This window comes from Streptomyces sp. 2P-4, from assembly GCF_030167965.1.
Lineage (GTDB): Bacteria > Actinomycetota > Actinomycetes > Streptomycetales > Streptomycetaceae > Streptomyces > Streptomyces globosus_A.
Map to the genome: position 1 here is coordinate 6,145,597 of NZ_CP095011.1, position 16,874 is coordinate 6,162,470.

Below are 16,874 nucleotides of genomic sequence, written 5' to 3' on the forward strand. Positions count from 1 at the left end.
GGCCCGGCGCGGTCCCCCGGGCCTTCCGGCCGGGGGCCGCGCAGGCCGGGTCAGGGGCGCGTCGCCCGCTCCAGTTCGACGAGCACCGAGCGGTAGGCCCGTCCGGTGGCCCGCTCCATCCCCACCTCGCACATCCGGTTCGCGGACAGGTGCGCGTCGAACGCGCGGCCTCCCACCTCCTGCGCCTCGCGCGCCGTCGCGGCCGCCGTCAGCTCCGGGTGGAGCATGCCCCGGTCGCCGGCGAAACCGCAGCAGCCGGCGTCGTCCGGGACGACCACCTCCGCGGCGCAGGCGGCGGCCACCTCCCGCAGGTGCCCGTCCGTGCCGAGCCGGTTCATGGAGCAGGCGGGGTGCAGCACGGCCGAGCCGGCCGTGCGCAGGATCCGCAGGCCGGGCAGCAGCTCCCGCGCCGCCCAGGTGACCGAGTCGACGACCGTGAGCTCCGCGTGCAGCGCCCGGTTCCCGTCCGTCAGGTAGGGGACGACCTCCTGCGCGATGCCGAGCGTGCAGGAGGAGGCGTCCACGACGAGGGGGAGCAGCCCGCCAGCCGTCCAGCCCCAGGCGGCCTCCACGATCCGGTTGGCCATCAGGCGGGTGCCCGCCCCGTAGCCCTTCGAGTGCCAGATGGTCGCGCAGCAGGTGCCGGCCGCGTCGCCGGGGATCCACACCGGCTTCCCCGCCCGTTCGGAAACGGCGACCAGCGCCTCCCGGACCGAGAGGCCCGGATCGCCCGGCGGGCCGCCTAGGATCCGGTTGACGCACGACGGGTAGTAGACCGCGGCGGCCCCGCTGCGGCGTGTCGCAGGGGGCTTGCGGGCCGCAGCGCCGGGCAGCTGGGGCAGCCAGGCGGGCACGAGGTCGGGCCGTACGAGCCGCCGCGCCGCCCCGGTCACCGCGGCCGGGAGCCGGCCCCCGGTGGCGCCGGCGGTACCGTCGGCGGCGGCCGCGGCGAGCCGCGCCGCAGCCTCGACGGCCCGGAAGCCGCGGGCGGCGAGTTCCGCCGCCCGCTCCTCCAGGAGGCCGTGCCGACGGCGGCGGAAGTCCTTCATCAGCGCGCCCGTGTCGATGCCGACCGGGCAGGCCAGCCTGCACGCGGAGTCGCCGGCGCAGGTGTCGACGGCGTCGTACCCGTACGCGTCGAGGAGGGCCTCCTGGACGGGGGAGCCGGGCTTCTGGCGGACCATCTCCCGGCGCAGCACGATGCGCTGGCGCGGAGTGGTCGTCAGGTCGGCGCTGGGGCAGGCGGGTTCGCAGAACCCGCACTCGATGCACGGGTCGGCGACGGCCTCGATCCGCGGGATCGTCTTCAGGCCGCGCAGGTGCGCCCGCGGGTCGCGGTCGAGGAGGACGCCGGGGGCGAGGACGCCCTCAGGGTCGACGAGCCGCTTGGTGCGCCACATCAGCGCGGTCGCGGCGGGACCCCACTCCAGCTCCAGGAAGGGGGCCATGTTGCGGCCCGTGGAGTGCTCGGCCTTCAGCGAGCCGTCGAAGCGCTCCACCACGAGCCGGCAGAAGGCGTCCATGAACGCGCCGTACCGCTCCACGTCGGCCGGCCGGGCCGCGTCGAAGGCGAGGAGGAAGTGCAGGTTGCCGTGGGCGGCGTGGCCGGCGACGGCGGTGTCGAAGCCGTGCTCGGCCTGGAGGTCCAGCAGGGCCGCGCAGGCCTCGGCGAGCCGGGCCGGCGGCACGGCGAAGTCCTCGGTGACCAGGGTGGTGCCGGCCGCGCGGGCCCCGCCGACCGCGGTGACGAAGGCCTTGCGGGCCTTCCAGAACCCGGCGATGACCGCCGGGTCGCGGGTGAAGGCACCCGCGGCCGAGGGAACGGGGGCGGCGAGGTCCAGCCCTGCCAGCACGCCGGCGGCCCGGTGCTCGCACTCCGCGAGCGCGGCCGCATCCGGGGCGCGGAACTCCACCAGCAGGGCGGCGGTGTCCTTCGGCAGGCCGGCCCAGTCGGCTGGGGCTCCGGCGGTGCCGGCGCAGGCGCGCAGGGTGTTGCCGTCCATCAGCTCGACGGCGGCGGCCCCGGCGTCGTTGAACTGCGGAACCGCCGCCGCCGCGGCGGGCAGCGAGGGGAAGAACAGCAGGGCGGCGGCGGCCGCGCGGTGCAGCGGCAGGGTGTCGAAGACCAACTCGGCGAGGAAGCCGAGCGTGCCCTCCGAGCCGACCATGAGGCCGCGCAGGATCTCCACCGGGGTGGAGCCGTCCAGGAAGGCGTCGAGCCGGTAGCCGGTGGTGTTCTTGATCGCGTACTTGGCCCGGATGCGGGCGACCAGTTCCGGATCGGCCTCGACCTCCCGCTTGAGGGCGGCCAGCCCCCTGCACAGCGCGGGTTCCGCGCGGGCCAGCTCCTCGTCGGCGAGGGGGTCGGCGGTGTCGACGACGGTGCCGCTCGGCAGGACGAACGTGAGCGAGGACAGGGTGCGGTAGGCGTTGCGCGTCGTTCCGGCTGTCATGCCGGAGGCGTTGTTGGCGACGACCCCGCCCACCGTGCAGGCCGCCGCGCTGGCCGGGTCGGGGCCGAGGACGCGGCCGTACCGGGCGAGGGCGGCGTTGGCGCGCGCGACGGTCGTTCCCGGCCGGATCCGGATCCGCCGCCCCTCCTCCAGCACCTCCGCGCCCGTCCAGTGGCGGCGCACGTCGACGAGGATGTCCTCGCCCTGCGCCTGGCCGTTCAGCGACGTGCCGGCGGCGCGGAAGACCACGTCCCTGCCGTGGCCGCGGGCGTAGGACAGCACGGCCGAGACGTCGTCAAGGTCCTCCGCGAGGACGACGGCCTGCGGCACGAACCGGTACGGGGAGGCGTCGGAGGCATAGCGGACCAGGTCGGAGGCCTTCCACAGCACCTTCCGCGGCCCGAGGAGCTCCGTCAGGCCGCCCCTCAGCGGCTCCGGCGTGCCCGCCGCCAGCCGGTCGGGCAGCCGGTCGGGGGAGGGGCCCCGGATGCCGGCGGGGCGCAGGGCCCCGGGCTCGGGTTCCAGCAGCGGCATCGGCGACCCCTCGCTCCCGTCAGCAGTCGCGCCCCCGCGGGGCGTCCGTCAGCGCGTCCAGCAGGCCGCCGAGCTGGTCCCGCTGCTCGGCGGTCAACGGGGCAAGGATCTCCTCCGCGGCGTCGGTCCGCGCGCTGCGCAGCCGGCGCAGCGTTTCGCGCCCCGTGTCCGTGAGCTCGATCCGTATGACGCGCCGGTTGGCGGGGTCGGGTGCGCGCCGCACGCAGCCGGCGGCCTCCAGCCCGTCCACCAGCGTCGTCACCGCGCGGGGCACCACTTCGAGGCGGGCGGCGAGGTCCGCCATCCGGGGCGGCCGGTCGCCTTCGGCGTACGAGACCAGGCGCAGCAGCCGGCTCTGCGCGGGGGTGATGCCCAGCGGCTCCAGATGGCGCTTCTGGATCCGGTGCAGGCGCCGGGTCAGCCGCAGCAGCTGCTCGGCGAGGACGCCGTCCGTGCTGTCGGTCTCGGGAGCGGTGCTCATACTGGGAAACAGTACCAGGACCGGGCTCATTGTGAACCTAGGTAACAATGACCTATGCTCAGTGGGAGTCCCGCCAGAAGGAGGCCCATGCGCCCCGAGGAACCGAACTGGACACCGCCCGAGGAGCCCCTCGACCCCCGCCGCCCCGGCCCGCAGGAGCGGCCGCGCGAACTGCGCCGGATCGTCGGCCTCTTCCGCCCCTACCGCGGCCGGCTCGCCGTGGTCGGGCTGCTCGTCTGCGCCTCCTCGCTGGTCGGCGTCGCCTCGCCGTTCCTGCTGCGGGAGATCCTGGACGTCGCCATCCCGCAGGGGCGGACCGGTCTGCTCAGCCTGCTCGCCCTCGGCATGATCCTGACCGCTGTCGTCACCAGCGTCTTCGGCGTCGTCCAGACGTTCGTCTCGACCACGGTCGGCCAGCGCGTCATGCACGACCTGCGCACCGCCGTCTACGCGCGCCTCCAGCGGATGCCGCTGGCCTTCTTCACCCGTACGCGCACCGGCGAGGTGCAGTCCCGCATCGCCAACGACATCGGCGGCATGCAGGCCACGGTCACCTCCACCGCGACCTCGCTCGTCTCCAACCTGACGGCCGTGATCGCGACCGTCGTCGCGATGCTCGCCCTCGACTGGCGGCTCACGCTGGTGTCGCTGCTCCTGCTGCCGGTCTTCGTGTGGATCAGCCGCCGCGTCGGGAACGAGCGCAAGCAGGTCACCGCGCAGCGGCAGAAGCAGATGGCCGCCATGGCCGCGACCGTCACCGAGTCCCTGTCGGTCAGCGGCATCCTGCTGGGGCGCACCATGGGCCGCGCCGACTCCCTGACCCGCTCCTTCGCCGACGAGTCCGAGAAGCTCGTCGCGCTCGAAGTGCGGGCCAGCATGGCCGGGCGCTGGCGGATGTCGACCATCGGCATCGTCATGGCCGCCATGCCGGCGATGATCTACTGGGCGGCGGGCATCGCCCTCCAGTCCGGCGCGCCCTCGCTCTCCGTCGGCACGCTCGTGGCCTTCGTGACGCTCCAGCAGGCGCTGTTCCGGCCCGCGGTGAGCCTGCTGTCGACCGGGGTGCAGGTACAGACCTCCCTCGCGCTGTTCGCCCGCATCTTCGAGTACCTCGACCTGCCGGTGGAGATCACGGAGCCGGAGCACCCGGTGCGCCTGGGCCGGGCCCGGGGCGAGGTGCGGCTGGAGGGCGTGGACTTCGCCTACGACGACCGCAGCGGCCCCGCGCTGAAGGGCATCGACATCACCGTCCCGGCCGGCGGCTCCCTCGCCGTGGTCGGTCCGACCGGCTCCGGCAAGAGCACCCTCAGCTACCTGGTGCCCCGGCTGTACGACGTCACGGGCGGGCGGGTCGCGATCGACGGCGTGGACGTGCGGGACCTCGACTTCGACTCGCTGGCCCGCTCCATAGGCGTGGTCTCCCAGGAGACCTACCTCTTCCACGCCTCGGTCGCCGACAACCTCCGCTTCGCCAAGCCGGACGCCACCGACGAGGAGATCGCCGAAGCCGCCCGCGCCGCTCAGATACACGACCACATCGCGTCCCTCCCCGAGGGGTACGACACCCTGGTCGGCGAGCGCGGCTACCGGTTCTCCGGCGGGGAGAAGCAGCGCCTGGCCATCGCCCGGACCATCCTGCGCGACCCGCCGGTGCTCATCCTCGACGAGGCGACGAGCGCCCTCGACACCCGGACGGAGCACGCGGTGCAGCAGGCGATCGACGAGCTCTCCGCGGGCCGCACCACCATCACCATCGCGCACCGCCTCTCGACCGTCCGCGACGCCGACCAGATCGTCGTCCTGGACCAGGGCCGCATCGCCGAGCGCGGCACCCACGACGAACTCATGGCAGCCGGCGGCCGATATGCGGCCCTGCTTCGGCGGGACCGCGAGACCGCCCGCGCACCTCTGGGGCCGCCCCCGCCCGAGGAGCCGAGCGAAGTCGGCGGGCCCGGCGGGTCCGGCGCCTCCGAGGGGGAACTGGCCCCCTCCGCGCCGGTGAACGTGTGATCGTATGACAGGCTGCGGGGTGTGGTGCCGGGAATGTCGCCCTTGCCGGGTTAGCGTGCCGGCATGCGTCGTCATGAGTACCGTCCGCCACGGCGCCGCTCCCGGCTGACCCGCCGGGGCCGTCTGGCGCTCTTCCTCGGCATGCTGCTCGCCACCGGCGCGCTCATCGCCGTCCCGATGCTGCGGGGCGCCGACGAGGCCGCCGAGAAGCCCCGCCACCTCCTGATTCCGGAAGGCCGGCGCGCCCCCGAGGTCTACGCCGCGATCGACCGCGTCCTCGGCCTGCCCGCCGGCTCCGCCAAGACCGCCGCCGCGACGGCGGTGCTCGACCTGCCCGCCGAGGCGAAGGGCAATCCGGAGGGCTTCCTGTTCCCCGCCGCGTACCCGGTCACCTCCCGCACGACCCCCGCCGAACTCCTCACGGCCATGGTCCGCACGGCCAACGAGAAGCTCGCCACGAAGGCCGTCGCCGACGGCGCCCGGGCCCACGGCATGACCCCGTACCAGACGGCCACCCTCGCCAGCATCATCGAGGCGGAGGCCGACTCGGCCGCGGACATGGGCAAGGTCGCCCGGGTCGTGCACAACCGGCTGGCCAGGTCGATGCCGCTCCAGATGGACTCCACCCTCAACTACGCGCTGAACCGGCACACGGTGGACACCAAGCTCAGCGAGACGCGCATCGACAGCCCCTTCAACACCTACCGGAGGCAGGGCCTCCCGCCGACCCCCATCGACAGCCCCGGACTCCGGGCCATGGCCGCGGCGGTCGCGCCCACCCCGGGCAAGTGGCTGTACTTCGTCACCGTCAAACCCGGGGACACCCGCTTCTCGGCGACCTACGAGGAGCACCGCAAGCACGTGGCCGAGTTCAACCGGCTCCGCACCGCCGACGCCGGCACGCGCATGGTGGCCGACCGCGCCCAGCAGCAGCCCGGAGCGCGCACCGGCTAGTGCCGTGCCGGGCGCCGCGCCACGGTGGACCCTTCCGGCCGCGGCACCGGACACGGACGCTCAGGAGGCCTCCGCGGGGACCGGCTCCCCTGCGCGGCCGCCGTCGCCGGCGGCGCCTTCGCGGGCCAGCAGGCGGCGGATCTCCCGGGCCGCGGCGCCGCCCGCCCGGTTGGCCCCGATCGTCGACGCCGACGGCCCGTAGCCGACCAGGTGGACCCGCTCGTCCCGGACCGCACGGGTCCCGTCGAGCCGTATGCCGCCGCCCGGCTCGCGCAGCCGCAGCGGCGCCAGGTGGTCGACCGCTGCCCGGAAGCCGGTCGCCCACAGGATCACGTCCGCCTCCAGATGCCGCCCGTCCGCCCAGGCCACACCGCTCGGCGTGATCCGGTCGAACACCGGCTGCCGCTCCAGGACCCCGGAGGCCAGCCCGGCGCGCACGGCCTCGTTCAGGGCGAGCCCGGTCGCGCTGACCACGCTCTGCGGGGGCAGGCCGCTGCGGACGCGCTCCTCGACCAGCGCCACCGAGGCCCGCCCTTCCGCCTCCCCGAACGGCCCCGCGCGGAACACCGGCGGCCGGCGCGTCACCCAGGTGGTCTCCGCCGCCACCTCCGCGATCTCCAACAGGTGCTGCACCGCGGAGGTGCCGCCGCCGACCACCACGACCCGGGCCCCGGCGAACGCCTGCGGCCCCGGGTACTGCGCCGTGTGGAGCTGCCGTCCGCGGAAGGACTCCTGGCCCGGGTAGCGCGGCCAGAACGGCCGGTCCCAGGTCCCGGTGGCGTTGACGAGGGCCCGTGCGGACCAGGTGCCCGCCGGGGACTCCACGCGGAGCCGCCCGGCCCGCCCCTCCCGTACGGCGGTGACGTGCACAGGCCGGCGCACGTCCAGTCCGAACCGCTCCTCGTAGGCGGCGAAATACGCACTGATCACCTCGGAGGAGGGGCGCAGCGGGTCGGTGCCCCCCGGCTCCATGCCGGGCAGGGCGTGCAGGCCGTGGACCTTGCCGTACGTGAGGGAGGGCCAGCGGAACTGCCAGGCCCCGCCGGGGCGCGGTGCGTGGTCCAGCACGACGTGCCCGATCCCGGCGCGGGCCAGGTGGTAGGCGGTGGACAGGCCGGCCTGCCCGGCGCCCACGACCACGACGTCGACGTCCCCGCCGGACGCCCCGGCCCGCACACCGCGCATGATGTCGTTCACGGTTCTACCAACCGACCTGCCGGCCGGGATCTTCCCGACCGGCTCCCGGGCCGGTCAGGGCTGCCGCAGCAGCGCCGGGACCGGCCGCGCGGGCTGGAGCGTCAGCCCGGGGAAGACCGGCACCGGCTCGGGCCCGGTGTCGAGGTGGAAGCGCCGGGCCAGCACGGCCAGCACCAGCGCGGCCTCCACCAGCGCGAACCGCGCCCCGAGGCAGGCCCGCGGCCCGCCGCCGAACGGAATCCACGCCTGCTCGTCGGCCTGGCCCTCGGCGCCGGCGTCCCACCGCTCCGGCCGGAACGCCTCCGGTTCCGGGAACCACCGCCCGTCGCGGTGCATCGACCAGGGGCTCGTCCACACGGCGGTCCCCGCCGGCACCGCCCGTCCGCCGATCGCCGCGCCGTCCCCGGCGACCGCGGAGATCAGCCAGACCGGCGGGTACAGCCGCAGCGCCTCCTTGACCACCTGGCGGGTGAAGGGCAGCCGCTCGTAGTCCTCGTACGCGGGAAGCCGGCCGCCCAGCACCCGGTCCAGCTCCTCCGTCAGCCGGTCCCGCGCCGCGGGCGCCCCGGACAGCAGCTGCCAGGCCCAGGTGAGGGTGGTCGAGGTGGTCTCGTGGCCCCCGATGTACAGGGTGATCGACTCGTCCCGCAGCTCCTTGCGCGTCAGGGGCGCCCCCGTGTCGTCGCGGGCGGCGAGGAGCCGGCTCAGCAGGTCGTCGCGTTCCGTGCCGCCGGCGCGGGCCGCCTCGTGCTCGCGTATGACGTGGTCGATCTCCCGGTCCAGCACGGCGACGGCCTGCCGCAGCCGGCGCCGCCCCGGCGTCTGCACCCACGGCGGCAGGAACAGCGTCACCCCGCGGAACTCCGCGCCGAGCTCCCGCTGGGCCGTGGCCATGGCCGCGCTGATGGGCGCCTCGCGCCCCGCGGCGTCGCTGCCGAAGAGGGTGCGCACGGCGATCCGCTGGGTGAGCCCGGCCATCTCACGGTGCACGTCGATGCGGTCCCCGTCGGACCAGCCGCGGACGAGAGCGTCGGCGCACTCGACCATCGTCGCGGCGTACGAGCGGACCTGGCGGGGCCGCACCGCCGGCTGCACCAGGGCGCGCTTGCGCCGCCACTCCTCCCCGGTGGCGACGACGACGCCGTCCCCGAGGAGCTGGTGGAACGCCCAGCCCAACTCCATCGGCCGGAACGTCTTCTCGACGGCGCCCAGCAGCTCGCCCGCGTGCTCCGGCCGGGAGACCAGCACGTTGCGCTTGGGGCCGAGCGCCCAGGGCACCCAGTCGCCGTGCCCGTCGCGCAGGGACTCGAAGAAGGCCAGGGGGTCGCGGGCGAAGGCCGGCAGGTTGCCCACGAGGGGCCACCGGCGCGGTCCGCGCTCGGCGCCCGGGGGCGTCAGGGTGGCTGTCACGCACGCATCGTGGCAGCGGACGGCCCGCCCCACCAGATCCCCGTCGGCCCAATCCGGCCATGTGCGGGGAGGGTTGGGCCGAGAACACACTGTCGTCCGGCGGACCCGGTCAGGGTTTCCGGGCGGCCCGTCCGACCGCCTCCACCAGCGGCAGCAGCCGGTGCGGGACCCGCTCGCGCAGCGCCACCTCCGTGCGGGTGCGGACCACGCCCGGGAGGCGGATCAGCCGCTGGATGACGTCCTCCAGGTGCTCGTTGTCGCGGGCCGCGACCCGCGTGAGCAGGTCCCCGCCGCCGGTGATGGAGAACGCCTCGATGATCTCGGGGACGGCGGCGAGCGCCTCGCCGACCTCGTCCAGGTGCCCCTGGGTGACCTCGACGTGCACGAACGCCAGTACCGGATGCCCGAGCGCGGCCGGCGACAGCACCGGCCCCGTCCCCGTGATCACCCCGGTGCGCTCCAAACGGTCCAGCCGGGCCTGGAGCGTGCCGCGCGCCACCCCGAGGATCCGGGCGTACTCGCGGATGCTGGTACGCGGCTGCTCGATCAGGAGCCGCAGGATGCGGGTGTCGAGTTCGTCCACCGCCATGCGGCGACTGTACCAACGGCCCGCCGCCCGGCCGCGCCCCCGCCGCGGCCGGCGCATCCGCGCGGACCGGAGCGGCCGAATCCCGTACGGGACCGCGCCGCGGAGGACTTCCGCGGCGGGGCCGAGGAAGCGGCGGGGACGACGGAAGGAGAACCATGGCCGGCCTGCACTGCCTGGTCACCGGCGCCACCGGCTACATCGGCGGCCGCCTCGTACCCGAGCTCCTGGACGCGGGCCACCGCGTCCGCTGCCTGGCGCGCTCCCCGGAGAAGCTGCGCGACCACCCCTGGGCCGGGCGGGTGGAGGCCGTCCGCGGCGACGTGGGCGACGCCGCCTCCGTCGCGGCGGCCATGCAGGGCGTCGACGTCGCCTACTACCTCGTCCACGGGCTGGGCGGCGGCTCCGGCTTCGAGGACCGCGACCGGGCCGCCGCCCGGATCTTCGCCGACGCCGCCCGCGCGGCCGGCGTCCGCCGCATCGTCTACCTGGGCGGCCTGACCCCCGCGGGCGTCCCCGTCCGCGGCCTCTCCCCGCACCTGCGCTCCCGCGCCGAGGTCGGCGACATCCTCCTCGACTCAGGCGTCCCGACCACCGTGCTCCGCGCCGCCGTCGTCATCGGCTCCGGCTCGGCGTCCTTCGAGATGCTGCGCTACCTCACCGAGCGGCTGCCCGTCATGGTCACGCCCAGCTGGGTCGGCACCCGCGTCCAGCCCATCGCCGTCCGCGACGTGCTGCGCTACCTCGTCGGCAGCGCCGCCATGCCGCCCGACGTCAGCCGGGCCTTCGACATCGGCGGGCCCGACGTGGTCACGTACGAGGAGATGATGCACCGCTACGCCGTCGTGGCCCACCTCCCGCCGCGGTTGATCCTGCGCGTGCCGATGCTGACCCCGCGGCTGTCCAGCCACTGGATCGGGCTCGTCACCCCGGTGCCGCGGGCCCTGGCCCGCCCGCTCGCCGAGTCCCTGCGCCACGAGGTCGTCTGCGCCGAGCACGACATCGCCCGCTTCGTCCCCGATCCGCCGGGCTCGCCCATCGGCATCGACCAGGCGCTGACGCTCGCCCTCACCCAGGTCAAGGAGGCCCGCGTCGCCACCCGCTGGTCTTCGGCCGGCACCCCGGGCGCCCCCAGCGACCCGCTGCCCACGGACCCGGACTGGGCGGGCGGCAGCCTCTACACCGACGAGCGCGAGCGGGACGTGGACGCCTCCCCGGCCGCGCTGTGGCGGGTGGTGGAGGGGATCGGCGGCGAGAACGGCTGGTACTCCTTCCCCCTGGCCTGGGCGGTACGGGGCTGGCTGGACCGGCTCGTCGGCGGCGTCGGCATCCGCCGCGGCCGCCGCGACGCGGCCCGGCTGCGGGTGGGCGACTCCCTCGACTTCTGGCGGGTGGAGGAGATCGAGCCGGGCCGGCTGCTGCGGCTGCGCGCCGAGATGCGGCTGCCCGGACTGGCCTGGCTGGAGATGTACGCCGAGCCGGCCGGCCCCGCCGGGACGCCCGCCGGCCGGCGGTCCCGCTACCGGCAGCGCGCCCTGTTCCACCCCCACGGCCTGCTCGGCCACCTCTACTGGTGGGGCGTCTCCCCCTTCCACGCCGTCGTCTTCGGCGGAATGGCCCGCAACATCGCCAACGCCGCGAGCCGCCTGGAGGAGCAGCCCGCCGCCCCGGCCGGCGCATCCGCGGGCCGCGCCCCGGCCGAAGGAGGGGGCGAGGGGAATCCTCCCGGATCCCCGCACGACCCGGAGCGGAGCCCGAAGCCATGAACGTCGCGGTGGTCCTGTTCACCTCCGACCTGCGCCTGCACGACCACCCGCCGCTGCGCGCGGCCCTCTCCTCCTGTGACCGGGTCGTCCCGCTCTTCGTCCGCGACCGCGCCGTCGACGCCGCGGGCTTCGCCGCCCCCAACCGGCTGGCCTTCCTCGCCGACTGCCTGGCAGATCTCGACGCCGCCCTCCGGGACCGCGGCGGCCGCCTCGTCCTGCGCTCCGGCGACGTGACCCGCGAGGTGTGCGCCCTGGTCCGCGAGTGCGACGCCGACGAGGTCCACATGGCCGCCGGGGTCAGCAACCACGCCCGCGCCCGCGAGGAGCGCCTGCGGGCCGCCCTCGAAGCGGAGGGCCGCCGGCTCTACGTCCACGAGGCGGTCATCACCGCCGCCGCCCCCGGGGCGGTGCTGCCCGCCTCCTCGGACCACTTCGCCGTCTTCACCCCCTACTTCCGCCGCTGGGCCGACCTCCCGCTGCGCCCGGTGCTCGCCGCCCCGCGCACGGTGCCCGTCCCCGACGGACCGGGCTCGGAGCCGCTGCCCCGCCGCAGTGGCGTCGCGGGCGTCTCCCCAGGCCTGGCCGCCGGCGGCGAGCGCGAGGCGCGCGCCCTCCTGACGCGCTGGCTCCGCAGCGGCGCCGCCCGCTACGAGGAGGCCCACGACGACCTCGCCGGCGACGCCACCTCGCGTCTCTCCCCGCACCTGCACTTCGGCACCCTCTCGGCCACCGAGGCCGTCCAGCGGGCCCGCGCGGCCGGCGGGACCGGGGCGGACGCCTTCGTCCGCCAGCTGTGCTGGCGCGACTTCCACCACCAGGTGCTGGCCGCCCGCCCCGACTGCGCCTGGCGCGACTACCGGGCGCGCGGGGACCGCTGGCGCACCGGCAGGGACGCAGAGGAGGAGACCGAGGCATGGAAGGAGGGCCGCACCGGCTACCCGGTCGTGGACGCGGCGATGCGCCAGCTGCGCCACGAGGGCTGGATGCACAACCGCGGCCGCCTCCTCGCCGCGAGCTTCCTCACCAAGACCCTGTACGTGGACTGGCGGATCGGCGCCCGGCACTTCCTCGACCTCCTCGTCGACGGCGACCTCGCCAACAACCAGCTCAACTGGCAGTGGGTCGCCGGGACCGGCACCGACACCCGGCCCAACCGGGTCCTCAACCCGGTCCGCCAGGGGCTCCGCTTCGACCCCGAGGGCCGGTACGTGCACCGCTGGGTGCCCGAGCTCGCCCGCCTGCCCGCGCCGCAGGTGCACGAGCCGTGGCGGCTCCCGGAGGCCGAGCGGGCCCGGTACGACTATCCCGCGCCCCTGATCGGGCTCGCCGACGGCCTCGACCGCTTCCGCCGCGGCCGGGGCTCCGAGTGAACCGGCGGGCCGTATCGTGAGGGAGATGGACGCCACGCCCCCGGCATCCCCGGCGCAGCCCGCACCCCCGCCGCCCGAGGGGGCGGCGGAGGCGCCGCGGCCGGCCCCGCCCGAGGCCGCCCTGAGCACCGGCGCGGTGGCCCGCCGCCTCGGCGTCTCCCCGACGACGGTCCGCTCCTGGGAGCGCCGCTACGCCATCGGCCCGGCCCACCGCGAGGACGGCCGGCACCGCCGCTGGACCCCGCAGGACATCGCCCGCCTGGAGCTGATGTGCCGGCTCACCGCGCAGGGCGTCCCGCCGGCGGAGGCCGCCCGCACCGCGCTCGGCGGCGCCGGCGGGCCCACCCGCCCCGCCGCGGCGCCGGCCCCCGCTCCGGAGGAGGCCCCGGGAGGGCCCGGCGGGGGCCTGCCGCTGGGGGCGGTCCGGCCGGAGTGCCGCGGCCTGTCCCGGGCGGCCGTACGCCTGGACGCGCCGACCGTGGCGGAGCTGCTCGACGCGGCCCTGGCCGAGCACGGCCTCGTCACCGCCTGGGAGGAGGTGATAGCGCCCACCCTGCACGCGGTGGGCCGCAAGTGGGCCACCGCCGGGGAGCGGTACGTGGAGGTCGAGCACCTGCTGTCCTGGCACGTCTCGCAGGCCCTGCACCGGGTCCGGCCCCGGCCCGCGCCCCCGCACACCCCGCCCGTCCTCCTCGCCTGCGTTCCCGGGGAGCAGCACACCCTGCCCGTCGAGGCACTGAACGCGGCCCTCGGCGAGCGCGGCATCCCGACCCGCATGTTCGGCGCCGCGCTCCCCGCAGAGGCCCTGCACGACGCCGTACGGCGCACCGGCCCCCGGGCCGTCGTCCTGTGGGCCCAGTCCCGTACGACCGCGGACCAGGCCCTCGTCCGGTCCCTGGCCCGCATCGAGTGGGGGCTCCGGGGGGCGCGCACGCAGTCGGCGCTGCTGCTCGCGGGCCCCGGCTGGGGCGCGGGCACACCCGTACCGGGCACGGTGCGGCTGCACGGGCTGCGCTCCGCCCTCGCCGTCATCGGAGCGCAGGCGCCGCCTCCGGCAGGGAGCGCCGCAGCTGGTGCAGCGCCCTGCGCATATGGCTCTTGACCGTTCCCAGCGGCAGCCCCGTGCGGTCCGCGATCTGCACCTGCGTCAGGTCGCCGTAGAACGCCAGCCGCAGTACCCGCTGCTGCGCCGACGGCAGCCGGGCCAGCTCCCCGAGGACCACCAGCCGGTCCACCGCCTGCTCCGCGACGGGCCGCGGCGCGCCCCACGCGCTGTCCGGGGCCGGGGCCACCCGCGCGGCCGCGGCCGCCGCCCGGGCCCGCCGGGTCCGGGCCTCCAGGGCGTCCGCCACCTTGTGGCGGGTGATGCCCGTCAGCCACGCCCCCAGCCCTCCCGGTCCCGGCCGGTAGCCGTGCCGCCCGCGCCAGGCCGCGAGGAACACCTGCTGCGTGACGTCCTCGGCCTCGCGCTCGTCGCCCAGGCTCCGCTGGGCGAGGGCGTGGACCAGGGGCCGCCAGCGCCGGTAGACGGCCTCCATGCACCGCTCGTCACCGGCTGCGAAACCGGCTGCCAACCGCTCGTCGTGCTCCGCTGCATCCATGGGCAGAGCCTCCCGGTCAGGCGGCCGTCCGGGCCACTCGCATCGTTTTCGCAGCGAATATCCGCTGCCCCGTACTCGGGCGCCGTCCCCCGCGGCACCGGGCCCGCACCCCTTCGACCCGCTATCGTCCGGAGAGTGAGCGACCTGCTGCTGGTGAGGCACGGCGAGACCGAGTGGAGCGCCTCCGGGCGCCACACGGGGCGCACCGACATCCCCCTGACCCAGGCGGGCGAGGAGCAGGCCGCCTCGCTCGCCCCCTGCTTCAGCGCACTGAGCCCCGCCCTGGTGCTGGCCAGCCCGCTGCGCCGGGCCGTCGCCACCGCGGAGCTCGCCGGCCTGCCGCCCGCCGCCACCGACCCCGACCTGCACGAGTGGGACTACGGCGGCTACGAGGGAGTCACCACCGCGGACATCCACCGCACGCGGCCCCACTGGTCGCTGTGGACGGACGGCGTGCCGCCGGGCGGCGACGGCCGCCCCGGTGAGGACGCCGCCGGGGTCGGCGCCCGCGCCGACCGCGTCCTGGCCCGCGTGGCCCCCGTCCTGGCCGAGGGCCGCGGCCCGGCCGTCCTCGTCGCCCACGGCCACTTCCTGCGCGTGCTCACCGCCCGCTACCTCGGCCTGCCGCCGCAGGACGGCCGCCTCTTCCTGCTGCGCACCGGTACCGTCAGTGCGCTCTCCACCGAGCACGGCCTCCCCGTGATCGCCGCCTGGAACACCCGCCCCTGACGCTGGTCCGCTGGCCCGGAAGCGGCCCGTCCCACCGTCCCCGGACCGGGCCATTGGCCCAGTGATCCGGGGCCGTGTTGAGCCAGCGGGCCTCCGGATGGTTATCTGTGGCCTATCCATGTACTCAGGCGCCGCGCGGCGCCGGGCGGCAACGAGGCCGGTCCCGGAGCGCGGTGCCTTCGCTGTGTCCGCCCGCCCACCACCCCCGGGCCGGCCGCCGGACCGGCGCGCACCACCTTGAGGGGGGCGGCACACCGCCGTGAAGAGGATGTTCACTGCTCCGGATCCGGGGCGTCTGAGACTGCGCAACTCGCTGCGCGCCGTGATCGGCGTCTGCGCGGCCGTGGCCGCGGCGGAGCTGTCGGGGCTCTCCCTCACCGCCTCCATCACCGGCGGCCTCGCGGCGCTGCTGGCCCTGTTCACCGTGCTCGACACGAGCGTCCGCGCCCAGCGCGTGACGACCGCCCTGCTGCCCGTCGCCGGCTTCCCCGTCCTGGCCCTGGCCACCACGCTCCACGGCATGCCGGCCGTCCGGGACGCCGCCTTCCTTGCCGTCGTCCTCGCCGGGGTGTACGCCCGCCGCTGGGGGCCGCGCGGGCACGCCCTCGGCATCTTCGCCTTCATGATGTTCTTCGTCACGCAGTTCCTGCACGCGCTGCCCGCGCAGCTGCCCGAGCTGTACGCCGCGGTCGGCCTGGCGCTGCTCGCCGCCGGCGCCGTGCGCTTCCTGCTGTGGCCGATCGAGCGGCGCACCCCGCCCGCGCCCGCGCCGCCCGCCCTCCCCGGCCGGGGGCTGGCCCGGCCCACCACCCGGCAGGCCGTCCAGGCGACCGCCGCCTGCGCCTTCGCCCTGCTCGCGGGCCAGGCCCTCTCGCACGAGCGGTGGTACTGGGCCGTCGGCACCGCCTGGTGGATCTTCGTCAACACCGCCTCGCGCGGCGAGACCCTCGTCCGCGGCTTCCGGCGGGTCCTCGGCACTGTCGTCGGGATCGCCGCAGGCCTGCTGATCGCCGTACCGCTGGACGGCGCGCCCGCCCCCACCGCCGCCCTGGTCGCCGTATGCGTCTTCGGCATCTTCTACACCGCCGCGCCCTCCTACTCCTGGATGATGTTCTTCGTCACCGTCATGGCCGGCCTGCTCTACGGGCTCCTCGGCGTGCTCCACCCGGGCCTGCTGCTCCTGCGCTTCCAGGAGACCGCCGTCGGGGCGCTCGGCGCGGCGCTCGCCGTCGTCCTGATCCTCCCCGTCACCACCCATGCCGTGAACGACGCGTTCATCCAGCGCGCCCTGCACTGCGTGCGGGCGGCCACCGCGGCCGCCCTCGACCGGCTCGCCGGCGACGCCGCCGCCGACCCCGCGCCGCACGCCGCCGAACTGGAACTGCTGCTGGGACGCGCCCGTACCGCGCTCGCCCCGCTGGTCCACCCCCTCAGCCCGCTGCGCGCCCGCAAGGCCCGCGCCCGCCAGGTCCTCGCCCTCCTCGACGACTGCGCGCGCGAGGTCCGCGGGCTGGTGGCCGTCGCCGCCGACCCGCAGGCCTCCCACGACGCCCGTCTGGCCGCCGCCTGCTGGCGCGTCGAGGCCGCCGTCGAGGCCCTGACCGCGCCGCACGGCGCCGCCGGGGCCGAGACCGCCGGCGGGCCGCGGGCCCACGGCCGGCCTGCGGCCGCCGAGCCTGCCCTGGCCCACCTGCACGGGCTGGAGCACGCCCTCGTGGCGCTGCACGCCCCGCTGCGCACCGACCCGCGTTCCCCGCTCGTCATCAGCGCCTGACCGGATCCG

At 76.3% G+C, this 16,874-nt stretch carries 13 protein-coding genes; 7 read left to right on the forward strand and 6 right to left on the reverse strand.

Annotated features, from left to right (window positions below):
- Window positions 1-50: 50 nt before the first annotated feature.
- Window positions 51-2,987, reverse strand: a complete 2,937-nt coding sequence (locus MUK52_RS27415) for an FAD-binding and (Fe-S)-binding domain-containing protein (protein ID WP_284580944.1) — start codon at window positions 2,985-2,987, stop codon at window positions 51-53.
- A gap of 19 nt (window positions 2,988-3,006) precedes the next feature.
- Window positions 3,007-3,468 carry a MarR family winged helix-turn-helix transcriptional regulator gene (locus MUK52_RS27420; RefSeq protein WP_114056459.1) on the reverse strand — a complete coding sequence of 154 codons (462 nt, stop codon included), beginning with the start codon at window positions 3,466-3,468 and terminating at the stop codon, window positions 3,007-3,009.
- Between the two features lie 87 nt (window positions 3,469-3,555).
- Here MUK52_RS27420 and MUK52_RS27425 point away from each other — a divergent pair, with 87 nt between their 5' ends.
- Window positions 3,556-5,478: an ABC transporter ATP-binding protein gene (locus tag MUK52_RS27425; RefSeq protein WP_284580946.1), complete on the forward strand. Its 1,923-nt coding sequence runs from the start codon at window positions 3,556-3,558 to the stop codon at window positions 5,476-5,478.
- A gap of 63 nt (window positions 5,479-5,541) precedes the next feature.
- The gene (gene mltG, locus MUK52_RS27430) at window positions 5,542-6,432 is read left to right on the forward strand and encodes an endolytic transglycosylase MltG (RefSeq protein WP_284580948.1); all 891 of its coding nucleotides are present in this window, start codon (window positions 5,542-5,544) and stop codon (window positions 6,430-6,432) included.
- 60 nt (window positions 6,433-6,492) lie between these two features.
- Here the strand turns inward: mltG and MUK52_RS27435 are convergent, their stop codons facing one another.
- The 3 genes from MUK52_RS27435 to MUK52_RS27445 form a co-directional block, all read right to left on the reverse strand.
- Window positions 6,493-7,617, reverse strand: coding sequence for an FAD-dependent oxidoreductase (locus MUK52_RS27435; protein ID WP_284581786.1), 1,125 nt, complete (start codon window positions 7,615-7,617; stop codon window positions 6,493-6,495).
- Between the two features lie 66 nt (window positions 7,618-7,683).
- The gene (locus MUK52_RS27440) at window positions 7,684-9,039 is read right to left on the reverse strand and encodes a cytochrome P450 (protein ID WP_114056456.1); all 1,356 of its coding nucleotides are present in this window, start codon (window positions 9,037-9,039) and stop codon (window positions 7,684-7,686) included.
- A 109-nt stretch (window positions 9,040-9,148) separates the two neighbouring features.
- A complete protein-coding gene (locus tag MUK52_RS27445; RefSeq protein ID WP_114056455.1) occupies window positions 9,149-9,628 on the reverse strand; it encodes an Lrp/AsnC family transcriptional regulator in 480 nt (159 codons plus the stop codon).
- 155 nt (window positions 9,629-9,783) lie between these two features.
- Between MUK52_RS27445 and MUK52_RS27450 the strand changes: the two genes are divergently transcribed.
- Genes MUK52_RS27450 through MUK52_RS27460 form a run of 3 tightly spaced genes read left to right on the forward strand, consistent with a single transcriptional unit; the run spans window position 9,784 to window position 13,863 of the window.
- A complete protein-coding gene (locus MUK52_RS27450; RefSeq protein ID WP_284580952.1) occupies window positions 9,784-11,391 on the forward strand; it encodes an SDR family oxidoreductase in 1,608 nt (535 codons plus the stop codon).
- Entirely contained in the window at window positions 11,388-12,761 is a 1,374-nt protein-coding gene (locus MUK52_RS27455) for a cryptochrome/photolyase family protein (protein ID WP_284580954.1), read from the forward strand. The genes MUK52_RS27450 and MUK52_RS27455 overlap by 4 nt, the downstream gene beginning before the upstream one ends.
- Window positions 12,762-12,786: 25 nt before the next feature.
- A complete protein-coding gene (locus tag MUK52_RS27460) occupies window positions 12,787-13,863 on the forward strand; it encodes a MerR family transcriptional regulator (protein ID WP_284580957.1) in 1,077 nt (358 codons plus the stop codon).
- On the opposite strand, the gene MUK52_RS27465 is transcribed toward MUK52_RS27460, so the two are convergent.
- A complete protein-coding gene (locus tag MUK52_RS27465; protein ID WP_284580959.1) occupies window positions 13,790-14,362 on the reverse strand; it encodes an RNA polymerase sigma factor in 573 nt (190 codons plus the stop codon). The genes MUK52_RS27460 and MUK52_RS27465 overlap by 74 nt on opposite strands.
- A 135-nt stretch (window positions 14,363-14,497) precedes the next feature.
- On the opposite strand from MUK52_RS27465, the gene MUK52_RS27470 reads away from it, so the two are divergent.
- Window positions 14,498-15,091 (forward strand): histidine phosphatase family protein, encoded by a 594-nt coding sequence (locus MUK52_RS27470; RefSeq protein ID WP_114056450.1) that lies wholly within the window; start codon window positions 14,498-14,500, stop codon window positions 15,089-15,091.
- Window positions 15,092-15,359: 268 nt separating this feature from the next.
- Window positions 15,360-16,865 carry an FUSC family protein gene (locus MUK52_RS27475; protein WP_284580961.1) on the forward strand — a complete coding sequence of 502 codons (1,506 nt, stop codon included), beginning with the start codon at window positions 15,360-15,362 and terminating at the stop codon, window positions 16,863-16,865.
- Window positions 16,866-16,874 lie beyond the last annotated feature (9 nt).